This window comes from Muricauda brasiliensis, from assembly GCF_003057865.1.
Lineage (GTDB): Bacteria > Bacteroidota > Bacteroidia > Flavobacteriales > Flavobacteriaceae > Flagellimonas > Flagellimonas chongwuensis.
On record NZ_QBTW01000004.1, the window covers coordinates 78503 to 95555 of the forward strand.

Annotated in this window: 16 protein-coding genes and 1 riboswitch; all 16 genes read right to left on the reverse strand. The window is 42.5% G+C overall.

The window, feature by feature from the left end; translation table 11 throughout:
- Positions 1-9: 9 nt before the first annotated feature.
- On the reverse strand, positions 10-804 hold the full coding sequence (locus DCK90_RS03505; RefSeq protein WP_234414603.1) for a head GIN domain-containing protein: 795 nt from the start codon (positions 802-804) through the stop codon (positions 10-12).
- 23 nt (positions 805-827) lie between these two features.
- Positions 828-1928 carry an acyloxyacyl hydrolase gene (locus DCK90_RS03510; protein ID WP_108244805.1) on the reverse strand — a complete coding sequence of 367 codons (1101 nt, stop codon included), beginning with the start codon at positions 1926-1928 and terminating at the stop codon, positions 828-830.
- Between the two features lie 19 nt (positions 1929-1947).
- A complete protein-coding gene (metF, locus tag DCK90_RS03515; RefSeq protein ID WP_108244806.1) occupies positions 1948-2901 on the reverse strand; it encodes a methylenetetrahydrofolate reductase [NAD(P)H] in 954 nt (317 codons plus the stop codon).
- A gap of 5 nt (positions 2902-2906) precedes the next feature.
- Positions 2907-5570: a methionine synthase gene (gene metH / locus DCK90_RS03520; protein ID WP_234414607.1), complete on the reverse strand. Its 2664-nt coding sequence runs from the start codon at positions 5568-5570 to the stop codon at positions 2907-2909.
- Between the two features lie 9 nt (positions 5571-5579).
- Positions 5580-6053, reverse strand: a complete 474-nt coding sequence (locus DCK90_RS03525; protein ID WP_234414609.1) for a hypothetical protein — start codon at positions 6051-6053, stop codon at positions 5580-5582.
- On the reverse strand, positions 6037-7050 hold the full coding sequence (locus tag DCK90_RS03530) for a homocysteine S-methyltransferase family protein (RefSeq protein ID WP_108244808.1): 1014 nt from the start codon (positions 7048-7050) through the stop codon (positions 6037-6039). The genes DCK90_RS03525 and DCK90_RS03530 overlap by 17 nt, the downstream gene beginning before the upstream one ends.
- A 117-nt stretch (positions 7051-7167) precedes the next feature.
- Positions 7168-7264, reverse strand: a riboswitch (SAM riboswitch).
- Positions 7265-7407: 143 nt separating this feature from the next.
- Positions 7408-8169: an SDR family NAD(P)-dependent oxidoreductase gene (locus DCK90_RS03535; RefSeq protein ID WP_108244809.1), complete on the reverse strand. Its 762-nt coding sequence runs from the start codon at positions 8167-8169 to the stop codon at positions 7408-7410.
- Positions 8170-8253: 84 nt separating this feature from the next.
- On the reverse strand, positions 8254-9171 hold the full coding sequence (locus tag DCK90_RS03540; RefSeq protein WP_108244886.1) for a helix-turn-helix domain-containing protein: 918 nt from the start codon (positions 9169-9171) through the stop codon (positions 8254-8256).
- Between the two features lie 89 nt (positions 9172-9260).
- A complete protein-coding gene (locus tag DCK90_RS03545; protein ID WP_108244810.1) occupies positions 9261-10322 on the reverse strand; it encodes an NAD(P)/FAD-dependent oxidoreductase in 1062 nt (353 codons plus the stop codon).
- 44 nt (positions 10323-10366) lie between these two features.
- Positions 10367-11143 (reverse strand): uroporphyrinogen-III C-methyltransferase, encoded by a 777-nt coding sequence (cobA, locus tag DCK90_RS03550; protein ID WP_108244811.1) that lies wholly within the window; start codon positions 11141-11143, stop codon positions 10367-10369.
- Positions 11136-13226: a HEPN domain-containing protein gene (locus tag DCK90_RS03555; RefSeq protein WP_108244812.1), complete on the reverse strand. Its 2091-nt coding sequence runs from the start codon at positions 13224-13226 to the stop codon at positions 11136-11138. The genes cobA and DCK90_RS03555 overlap by 8 nt, the downstream gene beginning before the upstream one ends.
- 73 nt (positions 13227-13299) lie before the next feature.
- Entirely contained in the window at positions 13300-14547 is a 1248-nt protein-coding gene (locus tag DCK90_RS03560; protein ID WP_108244813.1) for a sulfate adenylyltransferase subunit 1, read from the reverse strand.
- A gap of 15 nt (positions 14548-14562) precedes the next feature.
- Positions 14563-15471 carry a sulfate adenylyltransferase subunit CysD gene (cysD, locus tag DCK90_RS03565; RefSeq protein WP_108244887.1) on the reverse strand — a complete coding sequence of 303 codons (909 nt, stop codon included), beginning with the start codon at positions 15469-15471 and terminating at the stop codon, positions 14563-14565.
- Between the two features lie 89 nt (positions 15472-15560).
- The gene (locus tag DCK90_RS03570; protein ID WP_108244814.1) at positions 15561-16184 is read right to left on the reverse strand and encodes a phosphoadenosine phosphosulfate reductase domain-containing protein; all 624 of its coding nucleotides are present in this window, start codon (positions 16182-16184) and stop codon (positions 15561-15563) included.
- Between the two features lie 11 nt (positions 16185-16195).
- Positions 16196-16459, reverse strand: a complete 264-nt coding sequence (locus DCK90_RS03575; RefSeq protein ID WP_108244815.1) for a DUF2061 domain-containing protein — start codon at positions 16457-16459, stop codon at positions 16196-16198.
- Positions 16460-16636: 177 nt separating this feature from the next.
- Positions 16637-17044, reverse strand: coding sequence for an RrF2 family transcriptional regulator (locus tag DCK90_RS03580; RefSeq protein ID WP_108244816.1), 408 nt, complete (start codon positions 17042-17044; stop codon positions 16637-16639).
- Positions 17045-17053: the final 9 nt, after the last annotated feature.

The following is a 17053-nucleotide window of genomic DNA, read 5'->3' on the forward strand; positions in this document are numbered from 1 at the left end:
TCTATAAGATTAATCCTGAAAAATCAATCTACCATTGAATAGTTCCTCCACATCAATCTCAGGAGGTGTGTTTACGCTGATGACATCTCCAGTTCCCCGTATTACTCCGTTCAAAGATTGTTGCGGATTCACAAAAACATCATTGGAGCCACGGTGGTTTACCGTTACATTTTCCGACATCAATCCTTCCGCCTCTATTCTAGAATCACCAGCTGCAACATTTACATTAAAATTTTCAGAGTTGCCCCGTAGCTTAAAATAAGCTATTCCATTTACCACAATTCTGACCGTGGTTGAATTAAGGTTTAAATCAAAAGAACCGTCCGTTGTTTCGGTCTCTGGATTTATGAAGCTCTCCGCAATCAAACTTAAAGTTGGGTATTCCAATATTCCATCACTGGAAATCAACAATCCCGTGCCGCTTCGGATTTCAGTAATGTTAGGCGAAGTAATGTAAATGGTTGTTAATCCATAATCCCTAACATAATTGCAACTGTTTTCATTTCGAAGCACTAGGCGGTTATCCTCTACTACAGCGGAAACATCGTTAAAGAGGTACTCTCCTGTTTCTACCTCTACCTGTTGTTCTTCCCCTTGTTTTATAACCACATTTAGATTTTCGAACACGGTTATGGTGCTAAACTCCGGCACATCAATTGGTCGACGTACCATGTCACCTGCATTTTGAAAACAATCTGGAACATTGTCGCCATTGCAGGAAACCAATACTAGGAATATAGATGACAAAAGGAACCTCTGGACTGCGCCCGAGGTGACAACTACTTTCTTATAAAATTTTCTCAATACTAACATCTCAAATCTCAATACTATAATCGTATCCCTATTCCAAATTCGACCGCCTCTGCTTTAGCTCCGTGAGACTTTAACGTGAGTGCTCCAAAGACTTTATCCCCAAAATAGCGTTTCATTCCTATTCGGTTGTACATTCTTCCTTCAAAATCAAAAGGGTAATAGACATAATACCCCAATTGGGCGACCACACTCATTTTGTTGACGAAAAGTTCGTGCCCCAGAAATACTCCCACTCGTTTGTAGTCGGTATCAGGAGCAACATCCAGCTCCGGAAAAGCTATGGATTGGTATCGAATCAGTTCTTTTAAAAAATTGGAAAAGAATATATCCGTCCCCAACTGAATGGCACTGCGCTTGCCCAATCTTTTATCGGCATATGCAGAAACAATGGCAAAGCCATATCGCCCCATATTGATGACATCGCTTTCATTGGCACCCCCGCGAAAGACCAAATTATACCGTAACGGTTCGTTAATTTTTCCTGTTGATTCCGGTCTTAGATATTCATATTCAGTTTCGTTATCCAATGTGTAGTTTAAACCCAGATTAAAGGCGAAAGTGTTGGTGGATGTATTGGGCGCCTTAAAATTGGCATTGGAATAATGAATGAACGAAAGGCCCGCGTGCAGCCCCAATCCTGCCACCAAATTCTCTTTATGATAATTGAGCATCAACAAAGTACTGCTTAAAATATGACTACCATAGGCATTGTTCCTAAAATTTTCTTCCTTATCATAAGGGTTATTACTGTAGGCCAATCCTTGGGCCACCCGTAATTGCACATTTCGCTTTAAAAAATAGAAGTTATAATGACCATACAGACCAAAATGCTCCCCCAAGGTGGGATTATTAGTGTTTTGGTAGACAAAAGTGTAGCCTGTATCCGGGTATCCGAAATCCGCCTCCCATTCTTTATGGCCATACGTTTTACGGCTCACTCCCAAAATAATACCGGCTGGATGATTGGTAATCAAGTGGGAAATATCCGGATTGTGCAACAGAATGGAACCATAAAACTGGGTTGCATCGAACACATATTTCTTGGGGGCCTCATCGGTTTGCGCAAGTCCGCAAAATGAAATCGACAATAATAATAGGCTAAGCAGGTACCTCATGGGGCACTAAAGTAGGAAATTAAAAAAGTTCCTTGGCAATTGCCTTCACATTATCCGATTTACCCATGGAATAATAATGTAGTACGGGCACCCCTGCCTCCCTTAATTCCTTGGACTGCTGGATGGCCCACTCCACTCCTACTTGTCGCACTTCCTTATTGTCTTTACAAGCCTCGACAGCATTGATCAAATCTTCAGGAAGGTCTATACTAAAAACATGGGGAAGTAATTGAAGGTGCCTTTTTACTGCGATGGGTTTGATTCCCGGTATTATCGGCACGTTTATTCCCATCTCGCGGGCCGCTTTTACAAATGCAAAGAATTTTTGATTGTCAAAAAACATCTGGGTCACCACATAGTCCGCACCCAAATCCACTTTTTGCTTTAAACGTTTCAAATCGGTTTGCAAGGATGGTGCTTCCATATGCTTTTCGGGATACCCCGCCACACCGATACAAAAACTGCTCAAATCGCTCGACTCGATGGTGTCATGTAGATAATTCCCATCATTAATATCCTTAATCTGTTTTACCAATTCGGTAGCATATTGATGTCCACCTTTGGTGGGGGCAAAATATTTTTCCTCTTTACGTGCATCCCCGCGGAGTGCCATCACATTTTCAATCTCTAAATATTGGCAATCCACCAAAAGGTATTCGGTCTCCTCTTTGGTAAATCCACCACAAAGTACGTGTGGTACTGTATCCACATCGTATTTATGCTTCAATGATGCACATATACCCAAGGTCCCCGGGCGGGTACGAGTCAGTTTTTTATCCAATAATCCATCCTTTTCTTTATAAATGTACTCCTCTCGCGAGGTAGTCACATCAATAAATGGAGGCTTAAACTCCATCAAAGGGTCAATGTTGTTGTACAGTTCTTGAATGCTCTTTCCTTTTACGGGCGGCACAATCTCAAAACTGAAAAGCGTTTCTCCGTTTGCTTTTTTTATGTGGTCGGTAATTTTCATCGGTCTTAATCAACAATATTCGGAGCCAGCCACTTTTGGGCTTCCTCTAGTTTCATATTTTTTCGTTCTGCAAAATCCTGAACTTGGTCTTGTTCTATTTTACCCAGTCCAAAATATTTTGCCTCTGGGTGCGCAAAATAGTAGCCGCTTACACTTGCAGCGGGCCACATGGCCAAACTATCGGTCAGTTTTACGCCAATTTTCTCCTCTACCTCCAACATCTCCCAAATGGTAATCTTTTCCAAATGGTCGGGACAAGCCGGGTAGCCGGGCGCTGGGCGGATGCCTTGATATTTTTCTTTGATTAATTCATCGTTGTCCAAGTGCTCGTCAACGGCATAGCCCCAATATTTGGTTCGTACTTCCTTATGTAAATATTCAGCGAAAGCTTCCGCAAATCGGTCCGCCAAAGCCTTGATCATGATAGAATTGTAATCATCGTGGTTCTTCTCGAACTCAGCTGCCAATTCCTGTGTACCAAATCCCGTGCTTACACAAAAGAAGCCCATATAATCCTGAATCCCGGATTCCTTTGGGGCTATAAAATCCGCCAATGCGATATTGGGCACACCTTCTCGCTTTTTCAATTGCTGGCGAAGAGTCCTAAAAATAAAGGTTTCCCCATCCTTGTCCACCTCAATATCATCCTCATTAATTTGGTTTGCCGGCAACAGTCCAAAGATGGCTTTGCCCTTCAACAATTTTTCATCCAAAACTTTTTTCAAAAGTGTTTTGGCATCCTTGAAAAGTTCTTTAGCCTGTTCACCTACCACATCATCCGTCAAAATATTTGGGTATTTACCATGTAGGTCCCAGCTTCGAAAAAAGGGTGACCAATCAATGTAATCCTCCAATTTGGTCAGGTCAAAATCATCCCAGACCTCAATACCCAACTGGTTGGGTTTTTTGATGTCCGATGGATTCCAATCGATTTGAAATTTGTTTTTACGAGCCTGTTCCAAGGTCAAATATTCCTTCTGCTTTCCTCGCTTTAAAAACTTCTCCCTAAAACTCTCATAATCCAGTTTGATGGATTTTTTATACTGAACGGAAGACTCATCTTGAAGCAAATTGCCCACAACCGTTACCGCTCTGGATGCATCGTTCACGTGTACCACGGATTGACTGTACTGCGGGTCGATTTTTACAGCGGTATGTGCTTTACTGGTTGTGGCACCACCAATCAAAAGCGGCACTTCAAAGTTTTGACGCTCCATTTCCTTCGCCAGAAAGACCATTTCGTCCAACGATGGGGTAATCAGTCCGCTCAGGCCAATAATATCTACTTGCTCTTCCTTGGCCTTGTTGATGATTTTTTCTGGTGGTACCATCACCCCCATATCCACAATGGCATAATTGTTACAGGCTAGTACCACACTCACAATGTTTTTTCCAATATCGTGCACGTCGCCTTTTACCGTGGCCATCAATATTTTTCCTGCCGCTTTTGCATCCTTGTCCTTGGAAGCTTCAATGTAGGGAGTTAGGTAAGCTACAGCCTTTTTCATGACCCTGGCCGATTTTACCACTTGTGGCAAGAACATTTTTCCGCTTCCGAAAAGGTCTCCGACCACATTCATCCCGGTCATCAAGTTGCCTTCGATAACATGTAAAGGTTTCTCGGCTTGTTGACGGGCTTCCTCTACATCTTCGATAATATATTGATCTATTCCTTTGACCAAGGCACGTGTAATCCTATCCTGAAGGGGCTCTTCCCTCCATGAAAGGTCTACTTTGGATTCCTTTTTGGTACCAACAACCGTTTCCGCAAAGTCCAACAACCGTTCAGTAGCATCATCCCGTCGGTCCAACAGCACATCTTCCACATATTCCAAGAGGTCCTTGGGAATATCGTCGTACACTTCCAACATGGTCGGATTTACAATACCTATGTTCATGCCTGCTTTAATGGCATGAAACAAAAATGCGGAGTTAATGGCCTCGCGGACCGGGTTGTTCCCCCTAAACGAAAAGGAAACATTGCTCACACCTCCACTAACGCTACAGTAGGGAAGATTTTCTTTTACCCATCGAGTGGCTTCTATAAAATCGACCGCATTGCGCCTATGTTCCTCCATTCCCGTGGCAACTGGAAAAATATTCAGGTCGAAAATGATATCTTCTGGAGGAAAATTCACTTTATTGACCAGCACATCGTAAGACCGCTTGGCTATCTCGATTCGGCGTTCCAAGTTATCGGCCTGACCCACTTCGTCAAAGGCCATGACAATTACTGCAGCTCCATAGCGCTTAATCAATTTGGCATGACGGATAAATTCTTCTTCCCCTTCCTTTAGGCTGATGGAGTTTACCACACATTTGCCTTGCACCACCTGCAATCCGGCTTCGATAATTTCCCATTTGGAACTATCTATCATGATAGGCACTCGAGCAATATCGGGCTCTGAAACAATCAGGTTCAAAAATTTGACCATAGCCTCCTTGCCATCAATCAAACCGTCGTCCATGTTCACATCGATGATTTGAGCTCCACCTTCCACTTGGTCGCGTGCCACATCAAGTGCCTCATCAAATTTTTCTTCTTTGATGAGCCTTAAAAACCGTTTGGAGCCTGCCACATTGGTTCGCTCCCCCACATTTATGAAATTGCTTTCAGGGGTTATTACCAAAGGTTCTAGGCCTGAAAGTTTTAGTACTCTTGTTCCCACTACTATTGGTTAATCCTTGATTCGTATATACTTTTCTACTATATGCCTATTTATACCTGCATCGGGCACATCCTCTACCCCAAATTGGATAAGTGTGTCCCCTTTGATTTCTATTTCAAAGGTAAATTCATGGCCCCGTAATTCTTTCGCTCCAATATAATCCAACCGCTCGGTGTACACATTTCCTTTTAGGGAGTATGTTCCACCTCCTCCGTAAAACCCTTCGGCGGTATCTTTATTTTGATTGAAAAAGGCAAAATGGTCCTCGTTCAATATCTTTATAAACTCAGTATCGGACAGGTCTTTCACTTCTACAGTATCCGCTGTCCTTGTTTCCCCATAAACCAAAAGCCAACTGCCCATCATTTTATTTTTGGCCTCAACGATTACGGTTTCATTTTTTTCGGCTTTTCCTTTACCTCCACAAGACACGAAAGCCATAAGGGCCAACATCAAAATTGATTTGTTAAATAGATGATCCATATGTTTGTTCAGTTTTTCTGGGGCTATATTCTTTTACTAAATCTGCAATGGCCTTGATATGTTCCGGAGTGGTCCCACAGCATCCGCCTACAATGTTCACCAATCCTTTCTCTACATATTCCTTGATCTGGGCAGCCATTTGCGCTGGTGTTTCGTCATATTCACCAAAGGCATTGGGCAATCCGGCATTGGGGTGCGCGGAAATGGCAAACTCAGACTTTGCTGAAACAACTTCCAAATGTGGCACCAATTGTTTGGCTCCCAAGGCACAATTAAAGCCGACCGATAAAATCGGGATATGGGAGATGGATATCAAAAACGCTTCGGCTGTTTGTCCAGACAAAGTTCTTCCCGAAGCATCAGTAATGGTTCCGCTAACCATCACGGGCACCTCAATATTACGCTCATCCTTTACCTCTTCAATAGCGAAAAGTGCTGCTTTGGCATTTAACGTATCAAAAATGGTCTCTACTAACAAAATATCGACACCTCCATCTAAAAGTGCCTCTATTTGCTGCTTGTATGCAATACGCAATTCATTAAAAGATATGGCACGGAATCCCGGGTCGTTCACATCTGGGGACATGCTTGCCGTTTTATTGGTAGGGCCAATACTCCCAGCTACAAAACGTGGCTTGTTCGGATTTTTATGAGTGAACTCTCCAGCTACTTGCTTTGCCAGTTTGGCCGATTCGTAATTCAGTTCATAAACGAGTTCTTCCATACCGTAATCAGCCATAGCAATGGTTGTTCCGGAAAAGGTATTGGTTTCTAAAATGTCTGCGCCTGCTTCCAGAAACTTCCGGTGTACCTCTTTTACGGCCTCTGGTTGAGTCAAAGACAGCAAATCATTGTTTCCTTGTAAATCGCTTGGCCAATCCTTGAAGCGTTCGCCCCTAAAATCTTCCTCATTGAATTTATAGCGCTGCAACATGGTACCCATGGCTCCATCCAACACTAAAATCCGTTTCTTCAATATATCTTCAATTTTTTCCATAGTATAATTTCCCTTCAAAATAAAGGTATAGTTAAATCAAGAAAAATGCGTAGGTACTGTGTTGAATACTTTACGTTATCCTTCCCCTTACAGATTAAGCTTTCTAAATGGCCTTGGGTTTTTTCCAAGGCAAGGGTAGAATGTAGCACCTTCTCGAAGTCGAGGGTTGCTAAGGCTTCAAAGGGTCCAATCCCTCCACCTTTCTTGATAACACTTTCAATTTATAAATGAACTGAACTGCAAAGAAACGGCACTCCTTAGTGAAAAGCAAAAAAAGCCCCTGAATTTTTAGAAATGCAACAATAAAAAAACGGGTTGATCGCCCAACCCGTTTTCACTCGTTTTTTGTTATAGGTGTTATACCATCATTCCTCCGGAAACTTCAATTCGTTGCGCATTTACCCATTTGGCATCATCCGTACAAAGAAATGCCACTACCCCTCCTATGTCACTTGGGATACCAACTCGGCCCAAAGCTGTAAAGTTGGCAATTGCAGTTCTTTTATCCTCATCATTTTTGTTGGTGCCGCCACCAAAATCGGTTTCAATGGCGCCTGGTGCCACCACATTGGACCTAATTTGACGGGCGCCCAATTCTTTGGCTTGATATCGCGTCAATGTTTCAATGGCAGCTTTCATGGAGCCATAAACAGAATAGCCCGGGAAGGAAAAGCGTGCCAAACCACTAGAAATATTTACAACACCCCCACCATTAGAAATTAAAGGCAGTAGTTTCTGAGTAAGAAAAAATGCTCCCTTAAAATGAATGTTCACCAACGTGTCGAAGTCCTGCTCCGTGGTTTCAGTAATTGGTGTATTAATCCCAATACCTGCATTATTGACCAAATAATCCAATTTTGCTGAATCAAAATGAGATTTAAGCACATTTTTGACCTCATCCACAAAAGCATCGAAACTTTGGCTTTCTGCCACATCCAATTGTAATGCATAGGCTTTTTGACCCAGCTTTTCTACTTCGCTTACGGTTTTGTCGGCTTCTTCCCTATTACTGCGGTAAGTCAATAGGACGTTCAATCCTTTTTTGGCCAAGTTAATGGCCATGTTTTCTCCAAGTCCACGGCTTCCACCGGTAACCAATGCTATTTTTGCTTTGCTCATGTTAATTGATTTTTGAATTCGAAACAAAATTAGCACCGCAAGTTATCTACAGGGTTGCATGCATCAATCTGTTTTTTGCAAAAATCAAATTTTGACGGCGGACCTGAACTTCAATGGGGATTGATCCGCACGCTTTTTAAAGAAATTGGAAAAATGAGCCACCTCTTCAAACCCAAGGCTGTATGAAATTTCAGATATATTCCAGTCCGTACCATTAAGAAGTAGCTTCGCCTCTTCAACTATTCTTGAATGAATGATCTCGGTAGTTGTGTTTCCCGTAGTTTCTTTGAGAACTTTGTTGAGGTGGTTGGGATGCACCGCAAGTTGTTCAGCGAAATCATTTGCTGTTTTTAACATTAACCGCTGAGCTGGTGTATTTATCGGGAATTGACGCTCCAACAGTTCCACGAACATATCCGTGATTCTAACAGCGGCATTTTTTCCGCCTTCGTTCGGTTGAACTGGATGCAATTTTTGCCCCATATGCAACAGTTCGATTACGTAAGCCCGAATTAAATCAAACTTAAAGGGATAATTTGAAGAAATTTCCTTTTCCATTTTAACAAACAGTTGTTCAACCTCAGGGTATTCATCATTCGAAAGGCTTAGAACAGGATACCCCCCAGGGTGAAAAATCGGTAAGGTTTCCAATATGACACCGCTTTTATCCTTGGATAAAAAGCTTTCAGTAAACACACAAAAAAAACCGGACTGGTCATCTTCTTGAGGCAAATAATTATATGGAATCTTGGGCGAAGCGAACAATAGAGCCTTGTTATCTATATGTATGACCTTATCTGCATATTCGACCCGGTTCTTTCCATTGATCAAGCTGATTTTGAAATAGGCTCTCCTATCATATCGCATCTCACCCTTGCTTAGACGATTACGGTATTCGGCAATATTAAAAACATTAAAATGTCCAATATCCTTTCCTATGTTCTCTGGAATGGGCAGGCCAAGTTTTCCGTAGAAATCGTTAAGGGTGAAAGCTACGTCCATACGTTTGTAAAATTCAAATATACCCAAAAACAAAAACACCTCTCAAAATTGCTCTTGAAAGATGTCTTCTCTTCTAAAAACTATTATTGTTAATCGATGCTCTGCACCACTTCTTTTTTAGCTTCTTTTTTGGAACCATCAAATCCTTGTACACCTCCAACGGTGGTATACTTCATCACAAAACGTTTGTCCGGATTAATGATTTGATATGCATATTGGCACATTACCGCCGCCTCGTGGAATCCTGAAAGAATCAATTTCAACTTTCCTGGATAGGTATTTACATCACCAATGGCAAACACTCCCGGAAGGTTGGTCTGGTAATCCATCGCGTTGTTCACTTTGATGGCATTTTTCTCGATTTCCAAGCCCCAATCGCCAATGGGTCCTAATTTTGGAGACAATCCGAATAATGGAATAAAGAAATCGGTCTCCACATAAGTTGATTCTTTTTCCTCATCGTTATACTTGATCACGACTGCATGCAAATCTTCCTGACCATGGATTTCGGTAACCTCAGCCTTAGTGAACAATCTAATTTTGCCCAGTTTGGCCAGTTCCCTTGCTTTTTCCACAGAGTCCAAAGCACCCCTAAACTCGTTTCTACGGTGTACCAAGGATACTTCGGAAGCTACATCGGCCAAGAAAATAGCCCAGTCCAATGCAGAATCACCTCCACCGGAGATCACGACCTTCTTATCACGGAACTGCTCAGGATCTTTCACCATATATTCCACACCTTTGCTTTCGAACAGCTCGATGTTTGGAATAACGGGCTTTCTAGGCTCAAAAGAACCAAGACCACCTGCAATCACTACCACTGGGGCATGGTGCTGGGTTCCTTTGTTGGTAGTAACAATATAGGAACCATCTTCTTGCTTGTCCAAAGTTTCCGCACGTTCGCCCAAGGTAAAACCAGGTTCAAACGGTTTGATTTGCTCCATTAGATTATCCACCAACGTTCCAGCCAAAATTTCTGGATAGGCCGGAATATCGTAAATGGGCTTCTTTGGATAAATCTCCGAACATTGCCCTCCCGGTTGCGCCAAGGCATCTATTAAATGACATTTTAATTTGAGCAATCCCGCTTCAAAAACGGTGAACAAACCTGTTGGCCCTGCTCCGATTATAATGATATCTGTTTTGATCATAATTCTACATTTATTTGGTCCCAACTTGCGGGACCTGACTGATTTTAAACTTTTTCTTGCAATTTTTCTCCCTGAAACTGATATTCCTTTTGAATATCCAACACCCGTTGACGATGATTTACTACCTCGCCAATTACAATGATTGCTGGATTTGACAGCTGCTGCTCCTTTGCCTTGTGCTCAATGGAAGCAACAGTGCCAATTCCAATCTTCTCGTTTTCAGTGGTACCGTTTTGAATGATGGCCACTGGGGTATTTTCTTTTTCTTCTCTTTTAAACAGTTCCATTATCTCACCCAATTTGGACATTCCCATGAGAATGATGACAGTTGCATTGGATTTAGCAGCCAGAGCCACATCATTGGATAATTTGTGCTCTTTGGTGGTCCCTGTTATCACCCAAAAGCTTTCGGCTGCCCCCCTTTTGGTCACGGGAATATGTTGCGATGCAGGTACTGATACCGAGGATGAAATCCCTGGCACCACTGCAACTTCAAGACCAAATTTTGCCGCATGTTCCATTTCTTCGGCCCCTCTGCCAAATACAAATGGGTCTCCGCCTTTTAACCGTACTACATGTAATCCTTGACCAGCACGTTCAACAATCAAATCGTTGATTTGCTCCTGTTGGTAGGAATAACACCCCTTCCTTTTTCCCACAAATACTTTCTCAGCTTCCGGGGCATAATCCAATAGCTCTGGCGACACTAAGGCATCATACAAAACAACATCGGCACTTTGCAAGGCCTTTATACCTTTAAGCGTGATTAAATCTACATCGCCCGGGCCAGCGCCCACAACAGTCAATTTTCCTCTATGCATGTTCCAACTCCATTTTTCTGAACGTTTCCAACTTGCTCAAAACAATTTTGGCATCTTCCAGATAGCTTTTTGCAAAAGCTTCTGATGGTTCGTTCTTGTTCAACTGAAGGGCCACTTTTTCGAACCCGCCCTCAAAGGCCACTTTATCGGTTGCCACATACAGTTCATCAAAATCCTTGATGATGCTTGCATGGGTATTCGTCTTAACTTTTTCCGCTGTCAACAATGCTTTGGCAGAGTTCACAATGGATTGGTAGGAATAGTAGATACTTGCTGCCCATTTACCTTCTGTGAGAGCTTCCTCAGCATTTTCGATTTTCTCTTCGCTTTCAAGGAAGAGGGTTGCAACTAAATCCACGATAACACCGGCACATTCGCCGACGCCAATCTCTTTTTTATACTTTTCTTCGTTCCCCCAATCGATAAAATCTTCTTGGGTAAGGTTGTCCACATCGGTCAAAGGCTTCAAGAAATCGTAGAAATAAATCTGTCCTTTTTCCTCGTAGTAATCCGTAAATGATGCTCCATTTCCGTTGGCTTCAAAATCATCTAAGATTAAACGTAACGCTTGTGGTCCTCGTTTACTTGGAATCTTGGCCACTTTATCCGCAAATCTTGCTTTACCATCTCCAAAGTTTCCTCCTCCCAACAAAACCTGAAGCGCTGGAGCCACCAATTTATCCTTGGTTCTGACGGACATTCCTTGGAATCCGATATGGGCCATGTTATGCTGACCGCAGGCGTTCATACAACCGCTGATCTTGATGACCACATCAGGGTTTTTGATGTATTGTGGATATTCCGCTTTAATGACTCGTTCCAACTCATCGGCAATTCCGGTACTACTGGCAATTCCTAGGTTACAGGTATCTGTTCCAGGACATGCGGTGATATCCAATGCCTTGTTGTATCCAGCTTCCGCAAAGCCAAGTTTTTTCAACTCTTGATAAAAGAAAGGAACCAACTCTTCTTTTACATAGGGAACCAAGATATTTTGTCTCAACGACAAACGGATTTCGCCTGCTGCGTAATCCTGAACCAATTTGGCCAATAAACGAGCCTTATCGGTATAAAAATCACCCAACAGCACTTTGATTCCAATCGCAACGTATCCTTCTTGCTTTTGAGGGACCAAGTTGGTCGATTTCCATTCCTCGAAAGCATTTTGGTCTTCGATGGAAACTTCGAGAGCTTCGACCTCGGCAACCTTTACCTTCGGATAGTCATCTATATGAATAGGATAGGTTTTGTTTGGAATAGCTGTTTGTTCTTCTTCCAATAATTCTTTGAAACCATCCAATCCCAAATCTTTCAACAAAAACTTCATGCGCGCCTTTGCCCTACTCTTACGCTCTCCATATCTATCGAATACACGGATAACACCTTCCATCAATGGAATAATTTTGTCCGTAGACAAAAAGCTGTACAATTCATCGGCATGGCGTGGTTGCGAACCTAGGCCTCCGGCCAACATCACTTTAAATCCACGCTCACCATCCTTTTCTTTGGCGATAAAACCAAGATCGTGCATATAAGACAGGCCCGTATCCGCATCACTTGCAGAGAAGGAAACTTTGAATTTTCTTCCCATTTCCTGACCTATCGGGTTTCTTAAAAAGTATTCGAAAACCGCTTGAGCGTATGGAGAAACATCAAAGGGCTCGTCCACATCGATTCCTGCAGTTTCGCTAGCTGTTACGTTACGAACGGTATTTCCACAAGCTTCGCGAAGGGTAACTTGGTCTTTCTCCAATTGTGCCCAAAGTTCAGGGGTACGCTCCAAATCCACATAGTGAATCTGGATATCCTGACGTGTGGTGATATGCAAGCGCCCGCGAGAATACTCATCGGATACATCTGCTATCCGAAGCAACTGATTGGAGGTTACCTTACCGTAAGGCAATTTTATCCGAATCATTTGCACCCCCGGTTGACGCTGTCCATAAACTCCTCGTGCCAAACGTAGGCTACGGAATTTTTCCTCATCCACTTCCCCACCTTTGAACTGGCGAATTTTTTTCTCCAATTCAATGATATCCTTTTCTACAACTGGGTTTTCTATCTCTGTTCTAAAGCTTTGCATAATCTAGTTTTCCTATCTATTTTATAGAGTTAAATCAAATAAACTCCCTGTTCCAGCACCTAAGTGCACGTCTTTATTCTATAAATCCGACGCCTGCCGTTGTATTGGTACGGCTATCGATTATTATAAAGGAACCGTTTGTACGGTGGTCTTTGAACCTATCATAAAAAATAGGCTTGTTCAACCTTAGGCGTACTTTGGCAATATCGTTCATCTGAAGCGAGGTAACGTTCTCCTCGATTCCAGAATAATCAGGATGTATTTTATGTTCAATGGCATCGACCTTGGCCAAGACCTTGTTGACTCCATGCTGAAGCAAATACTTTCCTCCCGGGGTAAAATTGTCACTGTCCATCCAAGAGATGGTTGCAGTGAGTTGCTTGTCAATCGTTGGCAAATCACCCACTTTCACCAACATATCTCCCCTGCTTACGTTTACCTCATCTTCCAAGGTTATGGTAACCGAAGACCTTCTGGGAGCCGTCTTGTATTGTTTATTGTAAAAATAAATGTCCTTGATCTTGGAACGTGTCATCGATGGTAACACCACCACTTCGTCCCCAACATTTAGTTCGCCTCCGTATACCTTTCCAGCAAATCCACGGAAATCGTGAAAATCCTCCGTTTTTGGTCGAATCACATACTGAACTGGGAAACGTGGGGTACCTGTATTGTAGATATCCTTTTGGTCCAATTCCTCCAAATGCTCCAAAAGCGTTTGGCCTTTGTACCAAGGTGTGTTTTCTGATGGATTCACCACGTTATCGCCCTTAAGCGCACTTACGGGAATAAAAGTTATGTTTTGGTCCTGATAATCTCTTTTTTTCATCAATTCCTCGAAATCGGCCTTGATATTATTATAGGTTTCTTCGGAGAAATCTACCAAATCCATTTTATTGATGGCCACAATAACATCCTTCACCCGCAAAAGGTTATTGATAAAAAAGTGACGGTGTGTTTGCTCGATCACTCCTTTTCGTGCATCTATCAAAATGATGGATGCTTGGGAGGTCGAGGCTCCCGTAACCATGTTTCGAGTGTATTCCACGTGACCCGGGGTATCGGCTATGATGTAACTTTTGGATGGTGTAGAGAAGTAAATGTGGGCCACATCTATAGTGATGCCCTGCTCCCTTTCTGCCACCAAACCATCTGTCGCCAATGAAAAATCGAGATAATCGTATCCTTTCTGCTTACTTGTTCTTTCAATGGCCTCCAATTTATCGTCGGTCATAGATTTTGTATCGTAAAGCAATCTTCCGATCAAGGTACTTTTACCGTCATCTACACTTCCTGCTGTTGCTATTTTTAAAACTTCCATTTGTCTTTCTTCCTGTTAAAAGTATCCTTGCTGTTTACGTTTTTCCATTGCCGCTTCCGAACGTTTATCATCGATACGGGCGCCCCTTTCCGAGATTCTGGAATCCCTGATTTCGGATACAACTTTATCAATCGTATCGGCATGCGACTCAACAGCTGCGGTACAGCTCATATCCCCAACGGTTCTAAAGCGTACCATTCGCTCTTCTACCTGTTCATCATCTGCCCTAAAGACCACATCGTCTTCTGCGGACCATATCAACCCATCCCTAAGGAAGGTATTTCTTTTGTGCGCAAAATAGATGGATGGAATTTCAATACTTTCCTTTTGAATATAGCTCCACACGTCGAGCTCCGTCCAGTTACTGATTGGGAACACTCTTACGTTCTGACCTATTTCTATCTCTCCGTTCAACATATCGAACAGCTCTGGTCTTTGGTTTTTTTCGTCCCACTGGCCAAAATCGTCACGCACAGAAAAGATACGCTCCTTGGCTCTTGCTTTTTCTTCATCTCGTCTTGCTCCACCGATACATGCATCGAACTTAAATTCTTCAATGGCATCTAGAAGGGTGGTCGTCTGCAACATATTTCTACTGGCGTACTTACCCGTTTCTTCCACTACTTTTCCTTCATCAATGGAATCCTGAACATTACGGACTATCAATTCAACACCAAGTTCTTCTACCAATTTGTCCCTAAACTCAATAGTTTCGGGAAAGTTGTGCCCAGTATCGATATGCATCAATGGAAATGGGATTTTGGCCGGCCAGAATGCCTTTTGCGCCAAGCGTACCAAGGTTATTGAATCTTTTCCTCCGGAAAAAAGCAGTACAGGTTTCTCAAACTGTGCCGCCACTTCGCGGATAATGTAAATGGCTTCGTGTTCCAAAGCATTTGCGGACGGTCTTTCGACCCCGTTCAAATTCTCCGGCTTTTTAATTTCTTCTGCAAGTGTGCTCAAGGCTATATCATTTTTGTTCAATCACCGTAATTGGCGACAATTCATTCTTCTTATGTGTGCAAACCGCATTCGCGGTTCTCCAAAACCTTTGTTGGATCAAAATATTTATGCTCGTTCGGCAATTTGCGTTCTTTCAAATAAGCATCCAATTGGGTATCGCTCCAATGATAGAAAGGACTTACTTTTAAGACCCCATCTTTACTCATACTCAAAACATCCAATGAGTCCCTGTGGGCAGTTTGTCCTTTGCGCAGATTAGTGAACCAAACATCTGGCTTGTGCTCTTCCATAGCGCGATGGAACGGCTCCAGCTTTACCTGCTCGGTAAACTCTTTGTGCCGGGGATCATCAATCTGTGGAATGCCCATAACAGCATCACGATGGGAACTCGTTTGTTTGGGAACATATAATTTGACGTTGAGTTCCAATCTGGAAATCAACTCTTCTGCATGTTTATAGGTTTGGGGCGTATTGTACCCCGTATCGCACCAAATCACGGGAATGTTTTTATCCACTTCGGTCACCGCGTGCAAAATTGCCACCTCATATGGCCTAAAATTGGTAGTGACCACAGGGTTGTTTCCGTGTTTAACGGCCCATGAGATAATTTCTTCGGGAGAAATGCCCTTAAACTGAAGGTTCAACTTCTGTATTTCTTCTTGTGTCAATGCCATTGCCTATAAATTTATTTTCCCCATTTAATGGAGTTCCAAATTCTTTCGTGAAAAAAATAAAGCACCATTTTGGTGACCAGCTCCACCAATCCAATCGAAAATGCCAAACTCAATGTTCCCGTAACAATCCAAGAAATCAATATCGTGTCCATAGTACCTACGATTCTCCAGCTTATGGATTTTACAATACTTCTCTTTGGACTCTCCGAAGCACTATCCTTGGTATACGTGCTTTGCTGTTTTTCGTTTTTTATTATCAACTGATCGGTAATCATTTTTAAACTTTTATTACCCTACCGAATTGGTAGGAATTTCAAAAATAAAATTATTTTCCCGAAGAAAAAGCAAAATGAATCATAAATTTACTTTTACCCTATAGTTTTAGTAGATTATCGATAATCAATAGGAAATTTTGAGAATTTTTAAGCTAGAATTTACCGTGAAGCATTGATTTAAAGCAAATCTGCCAGCGTATTGTTTCGGTAGACATCGAGTGCGCTGTCCCTTACCTGAAGCATTAGTTTATGAACGGAGCACTCTCCTTCGTCGGGACAATCCTCACATTTCTCGTAAAAATTCAAACTTACACAGGGCACCATGGCAATAGGGCCTTCCAATACCCGCATAACAGTAGTCATTTGCACCTCGTGAGGTTCCTTAATAAGATAATAGCCCCCTCCTTTTCCCTTTTTTGACCCTAACAGCCCATTACGGCGAAGTGTAAGTAATATGCTTTCCAAAAACTTTTGGGAGATATTTTCACACTTGGCGATTTCCGCAATCTGTACCGGCTGCCTACCCTCTACCTTGGCAAGGTAGGTAAGTGCCTTAAGTCCGTATTTTGTCTTCTTGGAGAGCATCACACGAAG